Annotated in this window: 16 protein-coding genes; 3 read left to right on the top strand and 13 right to left on the bottom strand. The window is 60.4% G+C overall.

Annotated elements, in window-relative coordinates; genetic code table 11:
• Positions 1-30: 30 nt before the first annotated feature.
• The 11 genes from PMI21_RS11320 to PMI21_RS11270 form a co-directional block, all read right to left on the bottom strand.
• Positions 31-1,596 carry a sugar ABC transporter ATP-binding protein gene (locus tag PMI21_RS11320; RefSeq protein WP_007939378.1) on the bottom strand — a complete coding sequence of 522 codons (1,566 nt, stop codon included), beginning with the start codon at positions 1,594-1,596 and terminating at the stop codon, positions 31-33.
• A 69-nt stretch (positions 1,597-1,665) separates the two neighbouring features.
• Positions 1,666-2,592: a sugar ABC transporter substrate-binding protein gene (locus tag PMI21_RS11315; protein ID WP_007939379.1), complete on the bottom strand. Its 927-nt coding sequence runs from the start codon at positions 2,590-2,592 to the stop codon at positions 1,666-1,668.
• Between the two features lie 366 nt (positions 2,593-2,958).
• Entirely contained in the window at positions 2,959-4,011 is a 1,053-nt protein-coding gene (locus PMI21_RS11310; RefSeq protein ID WP_007939381.1) for a Gfo/Idh/MocA family protein, read from the bottom strand.
• 55 nt (positions 4,012-4,066) lie between these two features.
• Positions 4,067-4,927, bottom strand: a complete 861-nt coding sequence (locus PMI21_RS11305) for a sugar phosphate isomerase/epimerase family protein (protein WP_007939382.1) — start codon at positions 4,925-4,927, stop codon at positions 4,067-4,069.
• 144 nt (positions 4,928-5,071) lie between these two features.
• Positions 5,072-6,097, bottom strand: coding sequence for a Gfo/Idh/MocA family protein (locus PMI21_RS11300; RefSeq protein WP_007939383.1), 1,026 nt, complete (start codon positions 6,095-6,097; stop codon positions 5,072-5,074).
• Positions 6,098-6,129: 32 nt separating this feature from the next.
• Positions 6,130-8,061, bottom strand: coding sequence for a 3D-(3,5/4)-trihydroxycyclohexane-1,2-dione acylhydrolase (decyclizing) (gene iolD / locus PMI21_RS11295; protein ID WP_007939384.1), 1,932 nt, complete (start codon positions 8,059-8,061; stop codon positions 6,130-6,132).
• 31 nt (positions 8,062-8,092) lie between these two features.
• The gene (locus PMI21_RS11290; protein ID WP_007939385.1) at positions 8,093-8,914 is read right to left on the bottom strand and encodes a TIM barrel protein; all 822 of its coding nucleotides are present in this window, start codon (positions 8,912-8,914) and stop codon (positions 8,093-8,095) included.
• Positions 8,915-8,940: 26 nt separating this feature from the next.
• Positions 8,941-10,443, bottom strand: coding sequence for a CoA-acylating methylmalonate-semialdehyde dehydrogenase (locus PMI21_RS11285; protein WP_007939386.1), 1,503 nt, complete (start codon positions 10,441-10,443; stop codon positions 8,941-8,943).
• A 58-nt stretch (positions 10,444-10,501) separates the two neighbouring features.
• Positions 10,502-11,311 (bottom strand): 5-deoxy-glucuronate isomerase, encoded by an 810-nt coding sequence (iolB, locus tag PMI21_RS11280; protein WP_007939387.1) that lies wholly within the window; start codon positions 11,309-11,311, stop codon positions 10,502-10,504.
• Positions 11,308-12,201, bottom strand: coding sequence for a myo-inosose-2 dehydratase (gene iolE / locus PMI21_RS11275; protein ID WP_007939388.1), 894 nt, complete (start codon positions 12,199-12,201; stop codon positions 11,308-11,310). The genes iolB and iolE overlap by 4 nt, the downstream gene beginning before the upstream one ends.
• A gap of 32 nt (positions 12,202-12,233) precedes the next feature.
• Positions 12,234-14,171, bottom strand: coding sequence for a bifunctional 5-dehydro-2-deoxygluconokinase/5-dehydro-2-deoxyphosphogluconate aldolase (locus tag PMI21_RS11270; protein ID WP_007939389.1), 1,938 nt, complete (start codon positions 14,169-14,171; stop codon positions 12,234-12,236).
• 311 nt (positions 14,172-14,482) lie between these two features.
• Here PMI21_RS11270 and PMI21_RS11265 point away from each other — a divergent pair, with 311 nt between their 5' ends.
• Positions 14,483-15,403, top strand: coding sequence for a MurR/RpiR family transcriptional regulator (locus PMI21_RS11265; protein ID WP_007939390.1), 921 nt, complete (start codon positions 14,483-14,485; stop codon positions 15,401-15,403).
• Positions 15,404-15,512: 109 nt separating this feature from the next.
• The gene (locus PMI21_RS11260) at positions 15,513-16,124 is read left to right on the top strand and encodes a glutathione S-transferase (protein WP_007939392.1); all 612 of its coding nucleotides are present in this window, start codon (positions 15,513-15,515) and stop codon (positions 16,122-16,124) included.
• A 105-nt stretch (positions 16,125-16,229) separates the two neighbouring features.
• Here the strand turns inward: PMI21_RS11260 and PMI21_RS11255 are convergent, their stop codons facing one another.
• Together PMI21_RS11255 and PMI21_RS11250 are read right to left on the bottom strand one after the other, a co-directional pair.
• The gene (locus PMI21_RS11255; RefSeq protein ID WP_007939394.1) at positions 16,230-17,471 is read right to left on the bottom strand and encodes a M20/M25/M40 family metallo-hydrolase; all 1,242 of its coding nucleotides are present in this window, start codon (positions 17,469-17,471) and stop codon (positions 16,230-16,232) included.
• A 118-nt stretch (positions 17,472-17,589) separates the two neighbouring features.
• Positions 17,590-18,663 carry a diguanylate cyclase gene (locus tag PMI21_RS11250; protein WP_007939395.1) on the bottom strand — a complete coding sequence of 358 codons (1,074 nt, stop codon included), beginning with the start codon at positions 18,661-18,663 and terminating at the stop codon, positions 17,590-17,592.
• A gap of 246 nt (positions 18,664-18,909) precedes the next feature.
• Here PMI21_RS11250 and PMI21_RS11245 point away from each other — a divergent pair, with 246 nt between their 5' ends.
• Positions 18,910-19,854: an alpha/beta fold hydrolase gene (locus tag PMI21_RS11245; protein WP_007939396.1), complete on the top strand. Its 945-nt coding sequence runs from the start codon at positions 18,910-18,912 to the stop codon at positions 19,852-19,854.
• The last annotated feature ends 33 nt before the right edge of the window (positions 19,855-19,887 follow it).

Genomic DNA, 19,887 nt, shown 5'->3' on the forward strand with positions numbered 1-19,887 from the left:
GGCGGCAGCCATGGCCACCGCCGGCATCCATTAGTGAACCGCGGACATGCCCGAGGCCAGTTGCATCACTCGTTCCTGGGTCGCTTCGCTGCGGTCGAGGGTGCCCATCAGGTCGCCCTCGTGCATGACCATGACCCGGTCGCTCATGCCCAGCACTTCCGGCAGCTCCGAGGAAATCATGATCACCGCCATACCCTCGCTGGCGAGGTATGCGATAAGCCGGTAGATCTCGGCCTTGGCACCAACATCGATGCCCCGGGTCGGTTCGTCGAGAATCAGGATTCGCGGGTTGGTCATCAGCCAACGCGCCAACAAGGCTTTCTGCTGATTACCGCCGGACAGTGTGTCGATGCACTGTTCCAGCGACGGCGTTTTCACCCGCAGCTTCTTGCACATGTCTTCACACAACACGCGCAGGGCTTTCTGCTGGATGAAGCCGTTGCCGACGTAATGGGGCAATACCGCCATTTCCATGTTTTCCAGCACCGAAAGGCACGGGAACAGGCCGCTGAGCTTGCGATCTTCGGTCAACAGCGCGAAGCCCTTCTCGATGGCCATGTGCGGATCGGTGATGCGCACCACCTCGCCGTCGAGCCGGATTTCGCCACCGTCACTCGGAGTGATGCCGAAAATCGCCTCGGCGACATTGGTTCGCCCCGAGCCCATCAATCCGGCGATGCCCAGGATCTCGCCGGCATGCAGGTCGAAGGATACATCCTTGAAAATGCCGTCCAGCTTGAGGTCGCGTACCGACAGCAACAGATCGCCAATCGGTTTCTCGCGCACCGGAAACAGTTGGCTCAGTTCGCGGCCGACCATCATCGAAATCAGGCTGTCGCCGTCCATGCTGTCGGCCCGTTGCAGGCCGATGTAGGCGCCGTCACGGAACACCGCCACTTCATCGGCGATGCTGAACACCTCGTTCATTTTATGAGTGATGTAGATGATGCCTTTGCCCTGGCTCTTGAGGTCGGCAATGATCGAGAACAGGTGGGCGACTTCCTTATCGGTGATGGCCGAAGTCGGCTCATCCATGATCAGGATGTCGGAGTCATAGGACACCGCCTTGGCGATCTCGACCATCTGCCGTTCCGCGATGCTCAGGTTGCCCACCTGCTCTTCCGGGTCGAGATTGATCCGCAGACGCTCCAGCAGTTTGGCGGTGCAGCGGTGCATTTCACGATGGTCGATCATGTGCAGGCCGTTGAGCTGCTCGCGGCCGATCCAGATGTTCTCGGCGATGCTCATGTGCGGCATCAGGTTGAGTTCCTGGTGGATCATCGCGATCCCGGCCTGGAGTGCGGCCAGTGGCGTTTCGAAGACCACCGGCTTGCCCCGCAGGCGCAACTCGCCGGCGTCCGGCTGGTAGATGCCGGCAATGATTTTCATCAGGGTGGATTTGCCGGCACCGTTTTCGCCCATCAGCGCCAGCACGGAACCGGGACGCACCCGCAGCTGTACGTCGGACAAGGCCACCACACCGGGAAAACCCTTGCTGACGTTGATGATCTCCAGCAGGTACGGCTCATCGACAGGTGTTGCGGTTGGCTGGATACCCACCAACGGGGTGCTCGAAGCAGTCGCTGAAGCGAACATGATCAGGTACTCCATCAGCAAGGTCGCGTCGCAACCTTGCGTGCTTATTGTTGTTATCGAACGGACGGACTATTTGAACTGGTCAACGTTTTGCAAGGTGATCAAGCGATACGGCACCCACACGGCCTGCTCGACCGGCTCGTTTTTGGCCATTTTTACCGCGGTGTCGACCGAACCATCGGCCTGACCTTTGGCGTCCTGGAATACCGAGACCACCAGAGAGCCCTTCTTCACCGCGTTCAAACCGTCGGGCGTACCGTCGACACCGGCGATCAGCACGCTGCCTTTGGCGACACCCGCCTGTTGCAGGGCCATGGCCGCGCCAATCGCCATCTCATCGTTGTTGGAGACGACCGCGTCGAACTTGCGACCTTGGGTCAGCCAGTCGTTGACCAGGGTCATGCCCTTGTCTCGCGACCAGATGCCGCTCTGCTCTTGCTCGATCTTGATGTTCGGGTACTTGGCCAGCACCTCTTTTACGCCCTTGGTGCGGTTAGTGGTGGAGTTGTTGGCCAAATCACCGAGCAGAATCACGATGTCACCCTTGCCGCCCATTTTTTCGGCCAGGTACTGCATCTGCATCTGGCCGGCCTCCAGATCGTTGGAAGCGACAGTGACCACGCCTTTGGGCAGGTTCAGGTCATCGGGACGGCGATTGACGTACACCAGTGGAATGCCGGCCTTGACCGCCGCTTCGGTGATTTTTTTGGTGGCGGCGGTATCCACCGGGTTGACCACAATGGCATCGACTTTCTGGCTGATGAAGCTTTCTACCTGGCTCAACTGCCTGACTACGTCGCTGCGCGCATCTTCGAACTGCAGCTTGACGCCATCGGGATAGGACTTGGCTTTCGTGTCCATGGATTCGCGCAGGTAGGTCAGCCAGGTGTCATCGAACTGCGCCATGCTGACGCCGATCTTCATGTCAGCGAGTGCGGCACCGCTGGCGAGCATCAGGGACAAGGCGAGTGAGGCGAAACGGGTCTTGGTCTTCATGAAAGGTCTTTCTCCACATTCTTGTTGGTTTTATGGATAAGGCGTGACGATTTCAGTAAGCGGGCAAGCGGACAATCGGTGCACCCGGAATGCAGCAGACCAGGGCACCCTTGCGTTCGACGCAAAGCAAGCGAGAGATGGAATGAAACGAGACGCGAGGCAGGTCGCGAGAGAGGTACAGCACGGAACGTAAAGCATGCAGAGCAGAGTTGAAGGTTTTCATCGACGGTACCTGGCTTTGTTTCTTGTTTTTGGTGCGTCCTTCACTCGTTCAAGGCCTGCTTGAGCGTGATCGGACGTTGATAGTCGGCAACCTGGAAACGACTTTATTGGAAAATAATTTCTATATCAACTCATTTTAGAATTTTATTCTGATTTTATTCCATGGCTCTCGAATGGGCTCAATGCCACCACTTGATGCCGCTCGAAACTGAGCCGCGCAGCGTCTAGCACGCGGGTGGTCGCCAGTGCATCACGGGCTTCGACCGGCAATGGGCCACCGCTCTGTAACGCGGTCTGTAGCTGCAAATAGAACTGGTTCCAGCAGCCACGCTCGGACGGCACCCGCTCGCGCACCTCGCCTTGTTCGAACCAGCCCCAGCGACGATGCTCTTCGACGCCCCAGCGCTCGCCCTCGGATTTGGGCGTGAGCCCGGCCAGGGTCGACGCCTCTTGCCCGTCCAGACCGTCGACGCTGTAACAGCCCTGGGTGCCGGTCACGCGAAAACGCGGGCCGGGGGTGTTTTGCAGGCAACTGCCACTCAGGTGCGAGATCACGCCGCTGGCATGGATCAGGGACATAAAGAAGCCATTGTCGAAGGTCTGGCCTTTTTCGAGGTAATCCAGCTCGGCGTAAACCCGGGTGACGGGGCCGAACAACAGCAGCGCTTGATCCACCAGATGGCTGCCCAGATCGCGCAGGAAACCGCCGCCGCTGCCGTTGTTCACCGACTGTGGCGAGTAGCGTTCGATCCGCGATTCGAAACGGGTGACCTGGCCCAGGGCACCGGACTCGATGAGTTTGCGCACGGTGAGAAAATCCGAGTCCCAGCGCCGGTTCTGGTAGACGCTCAAATGCACGCCCTGACGCTCGGCCATGGTGATCAGGGTTTGCGCCTGTTGCATATCGGCGGCGAACGGCTTGTCGCTGACCACCGCCACCCCGTGTTCGATGGCGTCGAGCACCAACGCCGGACGACCTTTGAGCGGCGTGGACACCACCAGCACATCAACCCCGGCTTCGACCAGTTGGCCAATGCTGTCGAAGGCCGGCACACCGGGATGTTCCGTGGCCAGCAGTTGTCGGCGCTCAGCAGAACGGGTGACCACGCCCACAAACGTCGCCGCCGACAAACTGCTGATCAGCGGAGCATGGAAAAACCGGCCGCCATGGCCGTAGCCAACAAGTCCGATACGCATGTTGTTCTCCTTATGATCGTTCCCACGCTCAGCGTGGGAACGATCAGTTACGGGGTTACTGGCAGAGTTCGCGGGTCACGCGTTCGAGCATCATCCGGTTGGACTCGTCCGGCCGGTCTTCCCAGGCGAACACCGAGACGGTGGCGATGCCATCGAACTTGATCTCGCGCAAGGTGCCGAAAAACGCTTCCCAGTCGACCTCGCCCTGGCCGATGTCCAGATGCTGGTGCACGGTGGCGGTGACGCCCGGCGGGTTGACGATGTAGCGCAAGCCCGAGGACGCCTTGTGGTTGTAAGTGTCGGCGATGATCAGGTGGCTCAGTTTCGAGCCGGCGTACTTGAGCATCGAGGCGATGTCACCCACGCCATCGTCGTAGAAAAACGTGTGTGGCGCGGCGTAGAGGTAGTTGATCCAGTCGCGGTCCAGGCCGCGAATGATGTCCACCGACTCATTGTTGCGCTCGCAGAAATCGTAAGGATGGGCCTGGATATCGAGCTTGATGCCTTCACGTTCGAACTCGGGGATCAGTTCGTCCATGGAACGCATGAACTGGTTCTCGCAGACTAATGGGTTGTCCGACTGGCCGGTGAACTCGGTGTTGACCAGTTCGCAGTCCATCTCCACGGCAATCTGGATTGCCCGCTTCCAGTTGCGCACGGCGGCCACGCGCAGACCTTCATCGGCGGCGGCCCAGTGGTACATCGGTAATAAAGAAGAGAGTTTGACCCCGGTGTCGCTCAGGGCTTTGCGAAATTCCTTGATCCGCGCCTTGTCGACCCGCGGAGCTTTATAGAACGGCAGGAAATCTTCCCGGGGCGACAGCTCGATGTGTTCGTAACCGAGCTCGGCGACCTTGTCGACCATCTTGCCCAGGGACAGGTTGCGATACATGTAGGGGTCTAGTGCGATGCGCATGTTTTTTTGTTCTCCATCACCTTACGCTGATCGTTCCTACGCTCTGCGTGGGAACGCCGCCATGGACGCTCTGCGTCCGCTTTGTGACGCGGAGCGTCACGGGATGCATTCCCACGCAGAGCGTGGGAATGATCATTACGAGGGTTAGCCGTAGAAGTGTGGGCGATCTGGCAGGCCGACTTTGACGATCTGGCCGCTGTTCTGCGCCTCGATGCAGGCATCCGCAGCGACTGCGGCGGCGAAACCGTCCCACGCCGATGGCCCGCCCACCTGCCCGGCCCGCACGCCATCGATGAACGCCTGCAACTCGACGTCATAGGCGGCGATGAACCGGTCCTTCCAGTCCATCAGAATCGCATTGGACAGTTTCGCCCCACTGCGCAACTGAACCTGTGACGGCTCCGGCAGTTTGGCGATGCCCGTCTCCCCCACCACTTCGCACTGGATGTCGTAGCCGTACTGGCAGTTGACGAACACTTCCACGTCGATGCGCGTGCCCTTGGCGGTTTCCAGCAGCACGATCTGCGGATCTTTCAAATGGGCGTGGGCCTTGCTGGTCTTGCGCGGGAACACCACCTGCACCGACACATAGTCGTCGTCCAGCAACCAGCGCAACACGTCCAGCTCATGGATCAGTGTGTCGGTGATCGCCATGTCGGTCTTGTAGTTTTCACCTACGGTCGGGTTGCGGTGGGCGCAGTGCAGCATCAGCGGTTCGCCGATCTGGCCACTGTCGATCACCGACTTCAATGCCCGATAACCTTCATCGTACGGGCGCATGAAACCAACCTGCACCAGTCGTTTGCCGTGGGCCACCTCGGCTTCGACGATCTTGCGGCAGCCTTCGGCGGTGACCGCCAGCGGTTTCTCGCAGAACACCGGTTTGCCCGCCGCAATCGCCGCCAGCACGAACTCTTCGTGGCTCGGGCCCCAGGAGGTGACGAGAATCGCTTCGACGTCCGGCGCCTTGATCAGCGCGTGGCCGTCGGGATAGACCTCGGCGGTCAGTTTCAGGTCGGAGACGACCTTGGCCGCTTGCTGCAAATTGATGTCGGTGACTGCGACGACCTGGCTGTTGAGCAAGGTCTGGCTGCAACGACGGATATGGTCCTGGCCGATGGCCCCGGTGCCGATGACGCCAATGCGCAACGAATTTGAAAGCGAAGACATATAAACACTCCTGTTTGTTCGTTTCAGGGCAATCAGTACTGACGGGCTTTAGCCAGTCGTTCGTTGAGGGTCTTGGCCACCGCATCGGTGCGCGCGCTGGTGGAGACTTGCGCCACGCCGACCCGCCACCACGACAGGTATTTGTGAATCATGGTTTTGGGCAGGACCTTGATGTCGATCAGCGTCGACACCGTCTGCAACCGCGCATCCGCCAACGCGGCTCGCAGCTCTTCAACCGTGTTCACCTTGTAGGTCTTGCAGCCGTAGGCCGCCGCGCTCATGGCGAAATCCACCGGCACGAAGCCGCCATCGAGCTTGCCGGTTTCAGGATTACGGAAGCGGAACTCGGTGCCGAAGCTGTCCATGCCGTGTTCCATTTGCAGGTTGTTGATGCAGCCGAAGGTCATGTTGTCCAGCAGCACCACGTTGATCTTGCGGCGCTCCTGGATCGAGGTCGCCAACTCCGAGTGCAGCATCATGTAGGAGCCGTCGCCCACCAGCGCATAGACCTCGCGCTCAGGCTCGGCGAGCTTCACCCCCAGTGCGGCGTTAACCTCATAACCCATGCACGAATAACCGTACTCGACGTGGTAGGTGTTCACACCCTTGCTGCGCCAGCTGCGCTGCAAGTCACCGGGCAGGCTGCCGGCGGCGGCAACGATCACCGCATCATCGGCCAGGGTTTCGTTGAGCACACCGAGCACCCGGCTCTGGGTCAGGCAGGAACCAGTCAGCTCGATGAATTCGCGCAGCACCGCCAGGTCCAGGTGGTCGTTGATTTCCGGCACGAAGTCCTGGGTCTGGTACTCGACCTGATAGATGCGGTCAACTTCCTCGTCCAGCTGCGCCCTGGCCTGCCGGGGTTGATCGCCCCAACCGGCGCGATAGTCGCCCAACACATCGGCCAAGGCGTTCAAGCCGGTTTTGGCATCCGCCAGCAGTTGCACGCCATCGAGTTTCAGGGCATCGCAGGGGCTGATATTGAGGTTGAGGAATTGCACCTCCGGGTGCTTGAACAAGGATTTCGACGCGGTGGTGAAATCGCTGTAGCGGGTGCCGACGCCGATGATCAAATCAGCGTCCTTGGCCAACAGGTTCGCCGCCAGGCAACCGGTTTCGCCGATCCCGCCAACGTTCAGCGGATGGCTGGACACCACCGCGCTCTTGCCGGCCTGGGTTTCGGCGAAAGGAATATCGAAGCGCTCGGCAAAGGCCTGCAACGCTGCATTGGCACCGGAATACTTGACCCCGCCACCGCAAATGATCAGCGGTTTGCGCTTGCCTTTGAACAGCGCCACGGCATCGCCGAGCATCGCTTCGGTGGCCGGACGGCGCTCGATGCGGTGCACGCGTTTTTGCAGGAAGTAATCGGGATAGTCGTACGCCTCGGCCTGCACGTCTTGTGGCAAGGCCAGGGTCACGGCGCCGGTTTCGGCGGGGTCGGTGAGCACGCGCATGGCGTGGATCGCCGCAGTCATCAGTTGCTCGGGACGGTTGATCCGGTCCCAGTATTTGCTCACGGCCTTGAACGCATCGTTGGTGCTGATACTCAGGTCGTGGAACTGCTCGATCTGTTGCAGAACCGGGTCCGGTTGGCGGCAGGCATAGACGTCGCCGGGCAACAGCAGCAAGGGAATACGGTTGGCGGTGGCCGTCGCGGCAGCGGTCAGCATGTTCGCCGCGCCCGGGCCCACCGATGAAGAACAGGCGTAAATCTTGCGCCGCAGGTGCTGCTTGGCAAAACCGATCGCGGCGTGGGCCATGCCTTGTTCGTTGCGGCCCTGATGAACGATCAGGTCGCCGCTGTCCTGTTCCAGGGCTTGCCCCAGACCCAGCACATTGCCGTGGCCAAAAATGGTAAAGATCCCGGCGACGAATTTGCTCTGAACCCCATCGACCTCGATGTACTGGTTATCGAGGAATTTCACCAGGGCCTGGGCCATGGTCAGTCTTGTTGTGGTCATGCTTGCACCTTTTCCGTATGCAAATCCGATGTCAGCTCAGGGATTTCTGCAGGTGATCCATGCTCGCGCCAATCGCTGTCTGGATATCCGCCAGGCCATGGACGCTGTCGGCAAACGGTTCGAACGACAGGTAGCCGCTGTAACCGCTACTGAGCAAGGTGTCGATCTGCGCCGCGTTGCCGAGGATGTCACCCTCGCCCACCAGCACCCGATGCCCGTCACGAATGGTCGCCAGCGGTGCCTCGGCATCTTCGACGCCGGAGATGTGCACCAGCCCGGTCAGCTCAGGGAAGAATTCATGTTCGCTGGCCAGGTGATGGTGGAAGGTGTCATGCACCAGACGGAACACATCCAGCCCACCGATAGCCTTGATCGCATCGACTGCCGTGCGTTTGCGCCGCAGCGAACACTCTTCGAAACCCAGCGGTTCGATGAAGCCGAGAATGCCGTGCTCACGCAGGATCGGCGCCAGTTCACTCAGCGCCGTGCGCAGGCCGGACGCACGCTGCGCCTCGGTACGCGGATCAGTGCGGTCGTTCAGCGGGCACATGACCAAACCCTGCGCGCCACAATCACGGGCATAAGCGGCAAGCTTCAGGGCGTGTGCGCGGCGCTCGTCATTCCAGACATCGAACGGATACAGCGCGTTGATCGACAGCACAGTGATGCCTTTGGCCGCGCACAATTCACGCACGTGTTCGGGCGCGGTACCGTCTTCGATTTCAACGCCCTTGAGATCGTTGCGGATCTCGATGGCGTCGGCCTTGAGGGTCACCGCCAACTCGATGAACGCCGGCAGGGACAAACGTGGTGCGACCATACGGTTCAGGGCGAAACGCAGGGGTTTGCTCATTTTTTGTTGTTCTCCGTATAAGTGAATTATTTGGCGGTCGGCATGCTGAATTCAGGGCCTTTGGCGATGCTGTCGGGCCAGCGCTGCATCACGCTTTTGTAGCGGCTGTAGAAGCGAATGCCTTCTTCGCCATAAGCGTGGTGATCACCGAACAGCGAGCGCTTCCAGCCGCCGAAAGAGTGCCAGGCCATAGGCACCGGAATCGGCACGTTGATGCCGACCATGCCGACCTTGATGCTGCGGGCAAACGAACGGGCAATGCCGCCATCACTGGTGAAGCAGGACACGCCGTTGCCGAATTCATGGGCGTTGATCAGCGCCACGGCGCTGGCGAAGTCCGGCACGCGCACGATGCCCAGCACCGGCCCGAAGATCTCTTGCTGGTAGATGCTCATCTCGGTCGTGACGTTGTCGAACAGCGTGGCGCCGACGAAGAAGCCGTTCTCGGCTCCCGGCACCTTGAAATTGCGCCCGTCGACAATCAGTTGTGCACCCTGGGCCACGCCTTCGCCGATAAAACCCTCGACCTTGGCCTTGTGTTCGGCGGTCACCAGCGGCCCCATGTCGCTGTCGCCCTGTATGCCATTGCCGACCTTCAGTTGATCGATGCGCGGCAGCAGTTTGGCAATCAACTGGTCGCCGACATCACCGACGGCCACGGCAATCGAAATCGCCATGCAGCGCTCACCGGCCGAGCCGTAAGCCGCGCCGATCAACGCATCCGCCGCTTGGTCCAGATCGGCATCAGGCATGACGATCATGTGGTTCTTCGCCCCGCCCAGCGCCTGTACACGCTTGCCGCGCGAGGTGGCTTGCTGGTGGATGTATTCGGCAATCGGCGTCGAGCCGACAAAGGAAATCGCCTCGATGTCCGGGTGTTGCAGCAAGGCGTCGACCGCCGCCTTGTCGCCCTGGACCACGTTGAACACACCGTCCGGCAACCCGGCTTCGGTGAGCAAACGGGCCATCAGCAAACTGGCGGATGGGTCACGCTCAGACGGTTTGAGAATGAAGCAGTTGCCGGTGACCAGCGCCAGCGGGATCATCCACAGCGGCACCATCACCGGGAAGTTGAACGGTGTGACCCCGGCGCAAACGCCCAATGGCTGGCGCAGGTTCCAGTTGTCGATGCCACCGCCGATGTTGTCGCTGAAATCGGTTTTCAGCAGGTTCGGCGCGCCACAGGCATACTCGACGATTTCGATGCCACGGGTCACTTCGCCCTTGGCGTCGGACAACACCTTGCCGTGTTCGCGACTGATGATTTCGGCCAGTTCGTTGTGATGGCGGTCGAGCAATTCCTTGAACTTGAACATCACCCGCGAACGGCGCAGGGACGATTGCTCGGACCACGCTGGGAACGCCTTCAGGGCCGAAGCGACGGCCTCGTCCACGGTCTTTTGGCTGGCCAACCCGACCCGCGCCTGAACGCTGCCGGTGGCCGGGTTGAAGACATTGCTGAACCGCTCGCTGCCGCTGTCCTGCACCTGACCGTCGATGTAATGACCTATAACCGGGGCGTCGCTCATTGTTCTTGTTCTCCCTTTGAATGTTGGAATTCAGGCGTTGGAAATCAGGCATTGGAATTCAGAGGTCCAGCAGCCAGCTGTGCTGCGGATCGTTATGGAACTGCCAGACGCGTTTCGGGCCGGCCATCACGTTCAGGTAATACGACTCATAGCCGTAGGGCACGCTGACCGGGTGATAACCCTTGGGCACCACCACCAGGTCGCTGTTTTCCACCGCCATAGCCTGATCGATGCTGCGATCGTCGGTGTAGACCCGCTGGAACACGAAGCCCTGGGGCGGGTTGATCTGGTGGTAATAGGTTTCTTCGAGAAAGCTCTGGTGCGGCAGATCGTCGGTGTCGTGCTTGTGCGGCGGGTAGCTCGACGAGTGCCCGGACGGCGTACGCACTTCCACCACCAGCAGCGAATGGGCGGGCTCGGTGTCCGGCAAAATGTCGCAGACATAACGGGTGTTGGCACCCTTGCCGCGCACGCTGCGTTTCATGCTATCGGGCTTGATCAGCCGTGGGCCGAGGTTTTCGGCCGCCGAACCGGGCGCCGCGCAAACAGCAATTTGCACGTCGCTCAACGCCACCACCTGGGCCTGGCTGCCGGGTGGCAAATACACGGCGAACGGTGATTTGTCTTCGAACACCGACTGGCGATCGCCGATGTTGTCCCAGTCGAACCCGCCCTGCCCCGGTGCTTCGCCCTTGATGCCGACCCGACCGCTGAGCAGCACCAGACACAATTCCTTGTCACCCGCGCTGACCGGCAGGGTTTCGCCGAGGCTCAGGCGGTAAGCGGCGAAGCCGACATATTCCAGCTCCCCCTGCCCCAGCTCGACCATGGTCCGACCGCGTGCATTGCTCTTGACCAACAGGCTCATTGCGCGGTCCTCTCGTCAAGCAAGGCACGCAAGGTGTCGTAGCCTTTTTTGGCGTAGACGTAACTCGGTGCCACCGCCGGATCCTGCTCGGCCTCGACCACCAGCCAGCCGTGGTAATCGGCGCCCAGCAATACGTCGAGCAAGGCGCCGAAGTCGATGTCGCCATCGCCGGGCACGGTGAAGGTGCCGTTGATGATGCAGTCCGGGAAGCTCCACAGGTTATTGCGCGCCAGTTGCACCACCGGTTTGCGCACGTCCTTGAAATGCACGTGGCAGACCCGTTCGATGTGTTTACGCAACACCTGCAACGGTTCGCCGCCGCCCATGTAGCAGTGGCCCGAATCGAACAGCAGGCCGACTTCGCTGCCGGTCAGCGCCATCAGTTTGTCGATGTCGGCCGGGGATTCGACGTAGGCGCCCATATGGTGGTGATACGCCAGACGCACGCCCTGGGACAGGGTGAAGCGCGCCAGTTCGGTGAGTTTGTCGGCGTATTCTTGCCAGGCCTGCTCGGTGTGTAAACGCGGGCGCTCGACCAGTGGGATGCGCTGGCCTTGAATGGAGTCAGCGACTTCGCCATAGACCAGCACGTTGGCGCCGTTCTTCGCCAGCAGCTCGACATGGCTGCCGATGGCGTCGATTTCCTCGGCCACGGAACGGCGGGCCAGACGGCTGGAATACCAGCCAGACACCAGCGCCAGGTCATACGGGCGCAGCACATCGCCGACACCCTTGGCGTCCTTGGGAAACTTGCCGTTGAGTTCAAAGCCTTCGTAGCCGATGTCCTTGCCTTCGCTGAGGGCAGTGCTCAACGGCGTTTCACCACCGAGGGACGGCAGGTCGTCGTTGCTCCAGGAGATCGGGTTGATGCCAATTCGGATAGCGGGCATGGCTGCACCTTTTATTGTTTTTTCTAGAATGTTCAGGCCCGGGCCGTGCGCCAGGCATCGATCAGTTCGACAAACGTGCCCTGCACCTGGCGGATCAGCGTTTCATCGTCGATTTCACCGGCCATCCACGCGCGGCTCGGCTCCTGGAAAATCGTCCGGCCCACGGCGAAACCACGGCAGGTCTGGCTCTGGCTGGCCTGTTGAAACCCTTCGGCCAGGGTCGCCGCCGGGGCATTCAAACCCAGCAGCACCACGCCACGGCAATACGGATCGCGCTCCTGAATCAGCTCGTCGAGTTGTTTCCACTCCTCGGCGCTCTGCGCTTCGATCTTCCACCACGCCGGGTAGATACCCAGGTTGTAGAGGCGTTTGAGGGCGCGATAGAGCACGTCCGGATGCTGTGATGGGTGATCCTTGGGCGGAATGATCTCCAGCAGCAATTCATGCCCGCTGACTTGCGAGGCCTGATACAAGCCCTTGATCTGCGCTTCCTGCTCCAGACGCAGCAGAGGCTCGTCGTCGGGATGGAATTGCACCAGGCATTTGATGATCTGTTCTTGCGGCCAGGCAATCAGGTTGCTGCCGATCGAGCGCCCGTGTTCGAACGCCAATGGCCGCGAACCCTGCACTTCCACTGGCCGCGCCACCCACCAGCCGCGCCCGGTGGCGGCGTTCAGCGAGTCCTGGCCGAAACGTTGATCGGCCAGCAAGCCGACATCGGCGTCGACGCCCTGCTCACGCAAATCCGCCTCGACCCGTTCCACGGCTTTGATAAAGAGTTGTTTGAGTTCGCAGATAGCGCTCAGGTCGCGCCCGCCCTTGTGGGCCAGCTCTACCAGTTGCCCGCGATGATCGAAGGCAAAGATGAACAGTTGCTTCCACTGTTTGCGCGGCACGCTGACCTGATGCAGACGCTGCAACACGGCGTCCTGATCCGGCCGGGTGATCGGCACCGGGCTGTTGAACAGGTAATCGAGTTCGGCGCGAGTCGGCATCGCCGGGGCGCAGGCATGGCGCGACACCACCAGACCGCCGCAGGCATTGGCCAACTGGCAGCAACGCTCGTCGCTGGCGTCCTCCAGCCAACCGCTGAGGAAACCCGACATGAAGGCATCGCCGGCCCCCAGCACATTCAGCACTTCGACGCGCACACCGGGATAGATCGCGCCGTCTTCCAGACGCGCCGGGATCGCCCCGTGAATCACCGTGCAACCTTGCGGGCCGAGCTTGACCACCAGCGTCGCCGCACTCAGGCGCCGAACATTGCGCAGGGCGGTGAGCAGATCCTCGGAGCCGCCGGCGATCAGGAATTCTTCTTCAGTGCCGACGATCAGGTCGAAACGCGGCAGGATTTTCTGCACGTGCTGGCTGACGTTCTGGTCGGCGACGAAGCGGGTTTCGCCGTCTGCCTTGCCGGCCAGGCCCCAGAGCACCGGGCGGTAGTCGATGTCCAGCACCCGTTTGACGTTGTGTTTCTCGGCATACTCCAGCGCCTGAATGCTCGCCTTGTAGACGCCGTCGGTGGAGAAATGGGTGCCGGTGATCAGCAGGGCTTTGCTGGAAGCGATGAAGGCTTCGCTGATGTCTTCGGCGCGCAACGCCATGTCAGCGCAGTTTTCGCGGTAGAACACCAACGGAAAAGTTTCACGATCCTTGAGACCCAGCAGGACCATCGCGGTCAGGCGTTCCGGATCGGCCTTGATGCCGCTGACGTCGCAGCCCTCGCGGGCCAGGGATTCAACGAGGAAACGGCCCATGTGGTCGTCCCCTACCCGGCTCAACATCGCTGACTTCAAACCCAGCCGAGCGGTGCCGAAGGCGATGTTGGCGGACGAGCCGCCCAGGTACTTGGCGAAGCTGCTCACATCCTCCAGCCGCGCCCCGACTTGTTGCGCATAAAGATCGACGCCAAGGCGCCCGAGGCAAATCAGATCCAATTGACGCCCACTGGCAAAACGAGTCTGGCCCATGCTGGCTCCTGTTATTTTTATCAGCCTGCGTTCGGGGCGAAGAAGGCGCCGAACACTCTTGGTGGATGCAGACTAAAACGTCCGGGACTGAATAATCAATATTTATTCTATATATTTTTTACGTGGAATATTTTTTCCAATAAACTTTGATACGAGCGTTCCAGACACAGTGCATCGTTTCAGCAAGCCCCGGGCCGGTTGCAAGCTCAAGATTTTATTCCGGCCTACCCTGTAGACTGCGCACAGCCAACCTATTGTCAGGGGATGACGCAACCTGTCGTCTCTATAAGAACAAGCCAGAAGGATTTCTTATGTCCCGCACCGATCAGCCGGCTACGACCGAGAGCTCGCCCGACAGCGATCTCGCCAGCCCTCCGATCAATGCCGAGCGTCTGCTGCAGCTGATCACCGAGGAATACGAAAGCCTGCCGCGCCAGCTCAAACGCATCGCCAGTTACATGAGCCAGCAGAGCGACCGGATCATGGTCGACCGCATCAGCGACATCGCCCGCGAATGCGAAGTGCACCCGTCGGCCATCGTGCGCTTTTCCCAGCGCTTCGGCTTCAGCGGGTTCAGTGAAATGCAGGCGCTGTTTCGCGAGGCCTACACCCACAAGACCACGCCGGTGCAGAACTACCAGCAACGCATCCGCAGCATGATCGCCAACAAGTCGCAGAAGGCCAGCGGCGGCGACCTGGCGCGAGAGTGCATCAACGCCACCCTGTCGGGCATCGAACGGCTGGGGCTGGAGCTCGATGACCAGGCTTTCGACAAGGCCGTGGACCTGGTGGTGAATGCCGACAACATCTACGTGGTCGGGGTGCGTCGCTCGTTCGCGGTGGCCGATTACCTGGTCTACAACCTGCAACACACCAACAAACGCATCCACCTGGTGTCGGGCCTTGGCGGCAGTTACCGCGAGCAGATGCGCAGCGTGCGCGCCAATGATCTGGTGATCGCCATCAGCTTCACGCCCTACGGCAAGGAAACCCAGCACTGCCTGCGCATCGCCCAGCACCATCAGGCGAAAACCCTGATCATCACCGACAGCAACCTCTCGCCATTGGCCAAGCGCGCCAACACCGTGCTGCTGGTCAACGAAGGCAGCTCGTTTGCCTTCCGCTCGTTGAGCGCGACCTTGTGCCTGTGCCAGGCGCTGTTCATCGCCGTGGCTTATCGACTGGAATTGAAAGTCGACGAGATTCATGAACAGGCAGGCTTTGAGGATTAGCCTTCGAGGATGAACAATAGGCCTGAGGATTAGCGCGAAACCGTTTGCACGTCGCTGAACCTCGGCTAAGGTTGTCCATCCCCAAGGACCGTCTGTAAGGAGAGGCTCAATGAAACTGATCGGCATGCTGGATTCGCCCTACGTGCGGCGCGTCGCCATTTCCGCCAAATGCCTGGGCATCCCGCTGGAACACGCGTCGGTTTCGGTGTTCAGGCACTTCGAGCAGTTCCAGCAGATCAACCCGGTGGTGAAGGCGCCGACCCTGGTGCTGGATGACGGTGAGGTGTTGATGGACTCAACGCTCATCATCGATTACCTCGAAGCCTTGGCCGCGCCGGGTAAAAGCCTGGTATCCAACGACCTGGACCGACGCGTGCGCTCACTGCGGCTGATCGGCCTGGCGTTGGCGGCGTGCGAGAAGTCGGTGCAGCTTTACTACGAACGCAACCTGCGGCCAGCGGAGATTCAGTACGGACCTTGGGTGGAACGGGTCGAAGGGCAATTGGCGGCGGCGTATTCGGCGCTGGAGCGGGAACTGGAAAAGCAACCGCTGAAGACCGACGGTTCAATTGCGCAGGACGGGATTAGCCTGGCGGTGGCCTGGAGCTTTACCAACCTGGTGGTGCCGGATCAGGTAGATGCCGCGCAGTTTCCACTGATCAACGCGTTTACGGCGTATGCCGAAGGGCTTGAGGTGTTTGTCGATACACCGATCGAGTAGGCGGATGGGTTGCGCCTGAACTACCGTCTTCGCGGGCAAGTCGGATCGCCGCACTTGCCCGCGAACATCTGATGAGGAAGTTTGTCGATCAGCGGGCAGTGTGGCTTATTGCTTGGCCAACTCCATAATCATCCGCGACAGCAAATAAATCCGCGGCGCCACGCTTTCGACCTCGGCGTATTCCTCGGGCGTATGGATATTGCCGCCAACAATCCCGAACCCGTCCAGCGTCGGCGTGCCAACACCAGCGGACAAACTCGCATCTGCCGCCCCGCCGCTGCCCTCTTCCGTCAACTTGCGGCCAATTTCGCCGTAAATCCCTTGGGCCATGGCCATCAAACGATCCGATTCCGCCGTTTGCGGCATCGGTGGCAAGCCGCGTTTAAGGCTGGTGGTGACTTCCGTATCGGCAATCAGTTTGTCCTTCGATACCCGCGCCAGGTCTTTTTCGATCCGGTCGAACTCTTCCGGCACCGCCGCCCGCACATCAGCCTTGGCCGTGGCCTGATCCGGAATCACATTGGTACGGTCGCCGGCCTTGAGAACGGTGAAGTTGATGGTGGTTTTCTTCGCGTCATCGCCCAGTTTGCCGAGTTGCAGAATCTGGTGCGCGGCTTCCATGGCTGCGTTACGCCCCAGCTCCGGCGCAACCCCTGCGTGAGCCGCCTTGCCTTTGACCTCGACCACGGCGGTGGCACTGCCTTTACGCCACACCACCAGGCCATCGGCCGGACGACCCGGCTCAAGGTTGAGCGTCACATCGTGGGCCTTGGCGGTTTTCTTGATCAGGTCTGTGGCGACGTCCGAGCCGGTTTCTTCACTGGCATCGAGCAGAAAGGTGATTTGCGCGTAATTCTTGAAGTCGAGGTTCTTGAGGATTTTCAGCGCGTAGATCCCGGCGACGATGCCGCCCTTGTCGTCCATCACACCCGGCCCGTAAGCGCGACCGTCCTTGATGTGGAACGGGCGCTCCGCGGCGGAGCCTTCCTTGAACACGGTGTCCATGTGCGCCATCAGCAGGATCTTCGCCTTGCCGGTGCCTTTGAGGGTGGCCAGCACATGGTTGCTCTCGTCCGGGGTGTTGGGCACCAGTTCGATGGTCGCACCGAGCTTCTTCAACTCTTCGATGGCGATGTCACTCACCTGGGTCAGGCCCGGCTCATAACCGGAGCCGGAGTCGATGTTCACCAGCCGTTCCAGCAGTTTCAGGGCTTCACCCTTGTACTGTTCGGCATCCGCGAGGACTTGTTTGTGGGGTTCGGCGAAGGCTGCCGGGGTGAAAGCGCCGAGGGCGAGGGTCAGGCCAAGACTGGTGGCCAGGAGGGAGCGTGGGAGCTTGAACGTCATGAATCGATCCTTGTTTCGTGTCGGGGTCCTGAAACCCTACCTGACTACAACGCAAGGCTCTACACCGGATGCGACACATACAAACCTGAATGACTGCAGTTCCCCTATGGTGATCCAGTCAAACCGAGTCAAGCATTGCCTTATCCGGCTTGCCGTCGCTGTGGCAAATGACGCGGTTACGCCCGGTGGTCTTGGCTTCGTAAAGCGCCTGGTCGGCGTCGTTGAGCCACAGGGTCGCTTCGTCGTGGGTCGGGTTGAAGGCCGCCAGGCCAATGCTCAAACTGACTTTCAGCGCCGGGTTCTGCTCGTAACCCAACGTAGCGAAACGAGCACGCAGCGCATCCATCGCCACAGCGGCGCGCTCCAGCGGCAGGTCCGGCAGCAGCACGCAGAATTCGTCGCCGCCATAGCGCCCGGCGACATCGGCCGCCCGCAGGTTCTGCTTGAGGATTTTGCTCAGCTGACGCAAGACGATGTCCCCGGCGACATGGCCGTAGGTGTCGTTGATGGTCTTGAAATGGTCGATATCGATCAACGCAATCGCCCCGCCCTGCTGCTGGCGCCGGCAACGCTGAAACTCGATGTCCAGCTGATCTTTCCAGGCACCGTGATTCAGCAGGCCGGTCAGGCTGTCGGTGCGACTAAGGGCCAGCAACTCGCGTTTGTGTCGGCCGAGGGTGTGGGCCTGACGGAAGCAGATCCAGCCCAGGGACATCGGATAAATCGACAGCAAAGGCAAACAGGCGTATAGCTGAAATGGACTGGTTTGCGGGACAAAAGCCGGCATGAATACCAGCAGCCCGAGGCCTATCCCGAGCACCTGCGCGACAGCGCCCACCAACAGAAAACGCAAACCGCCGATGGCCACGTTGTGCATCGCCATCATCGACAGTGTGGCAGCGCTGGGCAGCGGATTGAACTGCATGGCGGCCACCCAGAAACCACCGAGAAACGCGTCCACCAGAATATTGCGGTGTTCGGCGTGGTAAGGAACCTTCGCCCGACGCGCCCATTGATAGGCCATATGCGGCCAAAGTAGACCGTTGATCAGCATCACCACCCAGACCCAGGGCGCGGGGTCGAGTGGATACATCCCTGCACCGACACACAATAATCCAAGGGCCAGACCCAGGATGCGCGACCCATAAAGCCTCCTGGCCAATGAAAGTCCCTTTCCTCCCTTTTTTTCCATAGAGGCCTCTGTACTACTGAACCGAGCCTGACAACACACGGGTTGAAAGTGTGTTTGAAGTCTATCAGGGCAACGTCAAATAGCCATCTCCGGTTGGCAGTCTGAATAACATGGCATTGCCATGAGGCGAGTGCCCAATGTTTGTCTATACATGAAGAGAGGGATCGATAAACAACGATAACAGGAGACCCATGCCGAGGCTCCGCCAACCACATTCCATCCTGATCACTGCAAAGGAATAGCCTGATGCTTTTGTTGGTTGTCGCTATCGCCGTTTTCGTGGCCTGGAGCTGGTTGAGCTACCCGGCCATCGGTTACTGGCTCTATGACTTGAACATGGCGCTGGAGGCCCGGCTGTATCGGTTGCACAAGATCGTCGTGCCGATCACCGAAATGACCGTCTCGACCTGGCAAGGCGGGCCTTACGAAGCCTCCAGCAGTGTGCTGATGCTGCACGGCTACAGCGCCGACAAGAACGTCTGGCTGCGTTTTGCCCGGCATTTTGTCAACGACTACCGGGTGATCATCCCTGACCTCGCCGGTCATGGCGAAACCGGCTTCAAGGCCGGTGGCGGTTATGACATTCCGGTCCAGGCCAAACGGTTGATCCAGTTGCTCGATGTCTGCGGGGTCGAGAAGGTGCATGTGATCGGTAACTCCATGGGTGGCTACATCGCGGCATGGCTGGCGGCCAATTATCCCGAGCGTATCGTTTCGCTGGCGCTGCTCGACCCGGCCGGTGTTACCGCGCCGCAGCCCAGTGACATGGAGCGACACCTGGCTCGCGGCCATAATCCGTTCCTGATTCATTCCCGTGAAGAGTTCCAGCATTTCTACGACATGACCATGGCCTCACCGCCATGGGTACCGGGGATCGTGCTGGACGCCGTCGCCCAGCGCTACGAACAGCAGCGTGACGAGCTGGAGGAAATCTTCAGGGACTTCCACGCCAGCCCGCCGATGGAGCCGAAACTGCCCGACATCAAATGCCCGGCGCTGCTGCTGTGGGGGCGCAAGGACCGCTTGATCGACGTCAGCAGCGTGCCGGTCTGGAGCAAGGGCATCGCCGATCTGCGGGTGGAAATCTGGGACGGTGTCGGCCATATGCCGATGGTTGAACAGCCGACCAACACAGCACGGTTGTATCGGGAGTTTTTGGGGGCGCATCACATGACCCCCACCACCCCGTAGCAGCTGCCGAGCCTGCGAGGCTGCGTTCGGCTG

The sequence above is a fragment of the Pseudomonas sp. GM18 genome (assembly GCF_000282195.1).
Taxonomy (GTDB): domain Bacteria; phylum Pseudomonadota; class Gammaproteobacteria; order Pseudomonadales; family Pseudomonadaceae; genus Aquipseudomonas.

What these genes read in the sequence shown, in the direction of transcription:
- PMI21_RS11310 (WP_007939381.1), bottom strand. Translation starts at nt 4,011, where the DNA reads ATGCGTATCGGACTTGTTGGCTACGGCCATGGCGGCCGGTTTTTCCAT.
- PMI21_RS11245 (WP_007939396.1), top strand. Translation starts at nt 18,910, where the DNA reads ATGCTTTTGTTGGTTGTCGCTATCGCCGTTTTCGTGGCCTGGAGCTGG.
- PMI21_RS11255 (WP_007939394.1), bottom strand. Translation starts at nt 17,471, where the DNA reads ATGACGTTCAAGCTCCCACGCTCCCTCCTGGCCACCAGTCTTGGCCTG.
- PMI21_RS11300 (WP_007939383.1), bottom strand. Translation starts at nt 6,097, where the DNA reads ATGTCTTCGCTTTCAAATTCGTTGCGCATTGGCGTCATCGGCACCGGG.
- PMI21_RS11270 (WP_007939389.1), bottom strand. Translation starts at nt 14,171, where the DNA reads ATGGGCCAGACTCGTTTTGCCAGTGGGCGTCAATTGGATCTGATTTGC.
- PMI21_RS11250 (WP_007939395.1), bottom strand. Translation starts at nt 18,663, where the DNA reads ATGGAAAAAAAGGGAGGAAAGGGACTTTCATTGGCCAGGAGGCTTTAT.
- PMI21_RS11290 (WP_007939385.1), bottom strand. Translation starts at nt 8,914, where the DNA reads ATGAGCAAACCCCTGCGTTTCGCCCTGAACCGTATGGTCGCACCACGT.
- PMI21_RS11265 (WP_007939390.1), top strand. Translation starts at nt 14,483, where the DNA reads ATGTCCCGCACCGATCAGCCGGCTACGACCGAGAGCTCGCCCGACAGC.
- iolE (WP_007939388.1), bottom strand. Translation starts at nt 12,201, where the DNA reads ATGCCCGCTATCCGAATTGGCATCAACCCGATCTCCTGGAGCAACGAC.
- PMI21_RS11285 (WP_007939386.1), bottom strand. Translation starts at nt 10,443, where the DNA reads ATGAGCGACGCCCCGGTTATAGGTCATTACATCGACGGTCAGGTGCAG.
- iolB (WP_007939387.1), bottom strand. Translation starts at nt 11,311, where the DNA reads ATGAGCCTGTTGGTCAAGAGCAATGCACGCGGTCGGACCATGGTCGAG.
- PMI21_RS11260 (WP_007939392.1), top strand. Translation starts at nt 15,513, where the DNA reads ATGAAACTGATCGGCATGCTGGATTCGCCCTACGTGCGGCGCGTCGCC.
- iolD (WP_007939384.1), bottom strand. Translation starts at nt 8,061, where the DNA reads ATGACCACAACAAGACTGACCATGGCCCAGGCCCTGGTGAAATTCCTC.
- PMI21_RS11315 (WP_007939379.1), bottom strand. Translation starts at nt 2,592, where the DNA reads ATGAAGACCAAGACCCGTTTCGCCTCACTCGCCTTGTCCCTGATGCTC.
- PMI21_RS11320 (WP_007939378.1), bottom strand. Translation starts at nt 1,596, where the DNA reads ATGTTCGCTTCAGCGACTGCTTCGAGCACCCCGTTGGTGGGTATCCAG.
- PMI21_RS11305 (WP_007939382.1), bottom strand. Translation starts at nt 4,927, where the DNA reads ATGCGCATCGCACTAGACCCCTACATGTATCGCAACCTGTCCCTGGGC.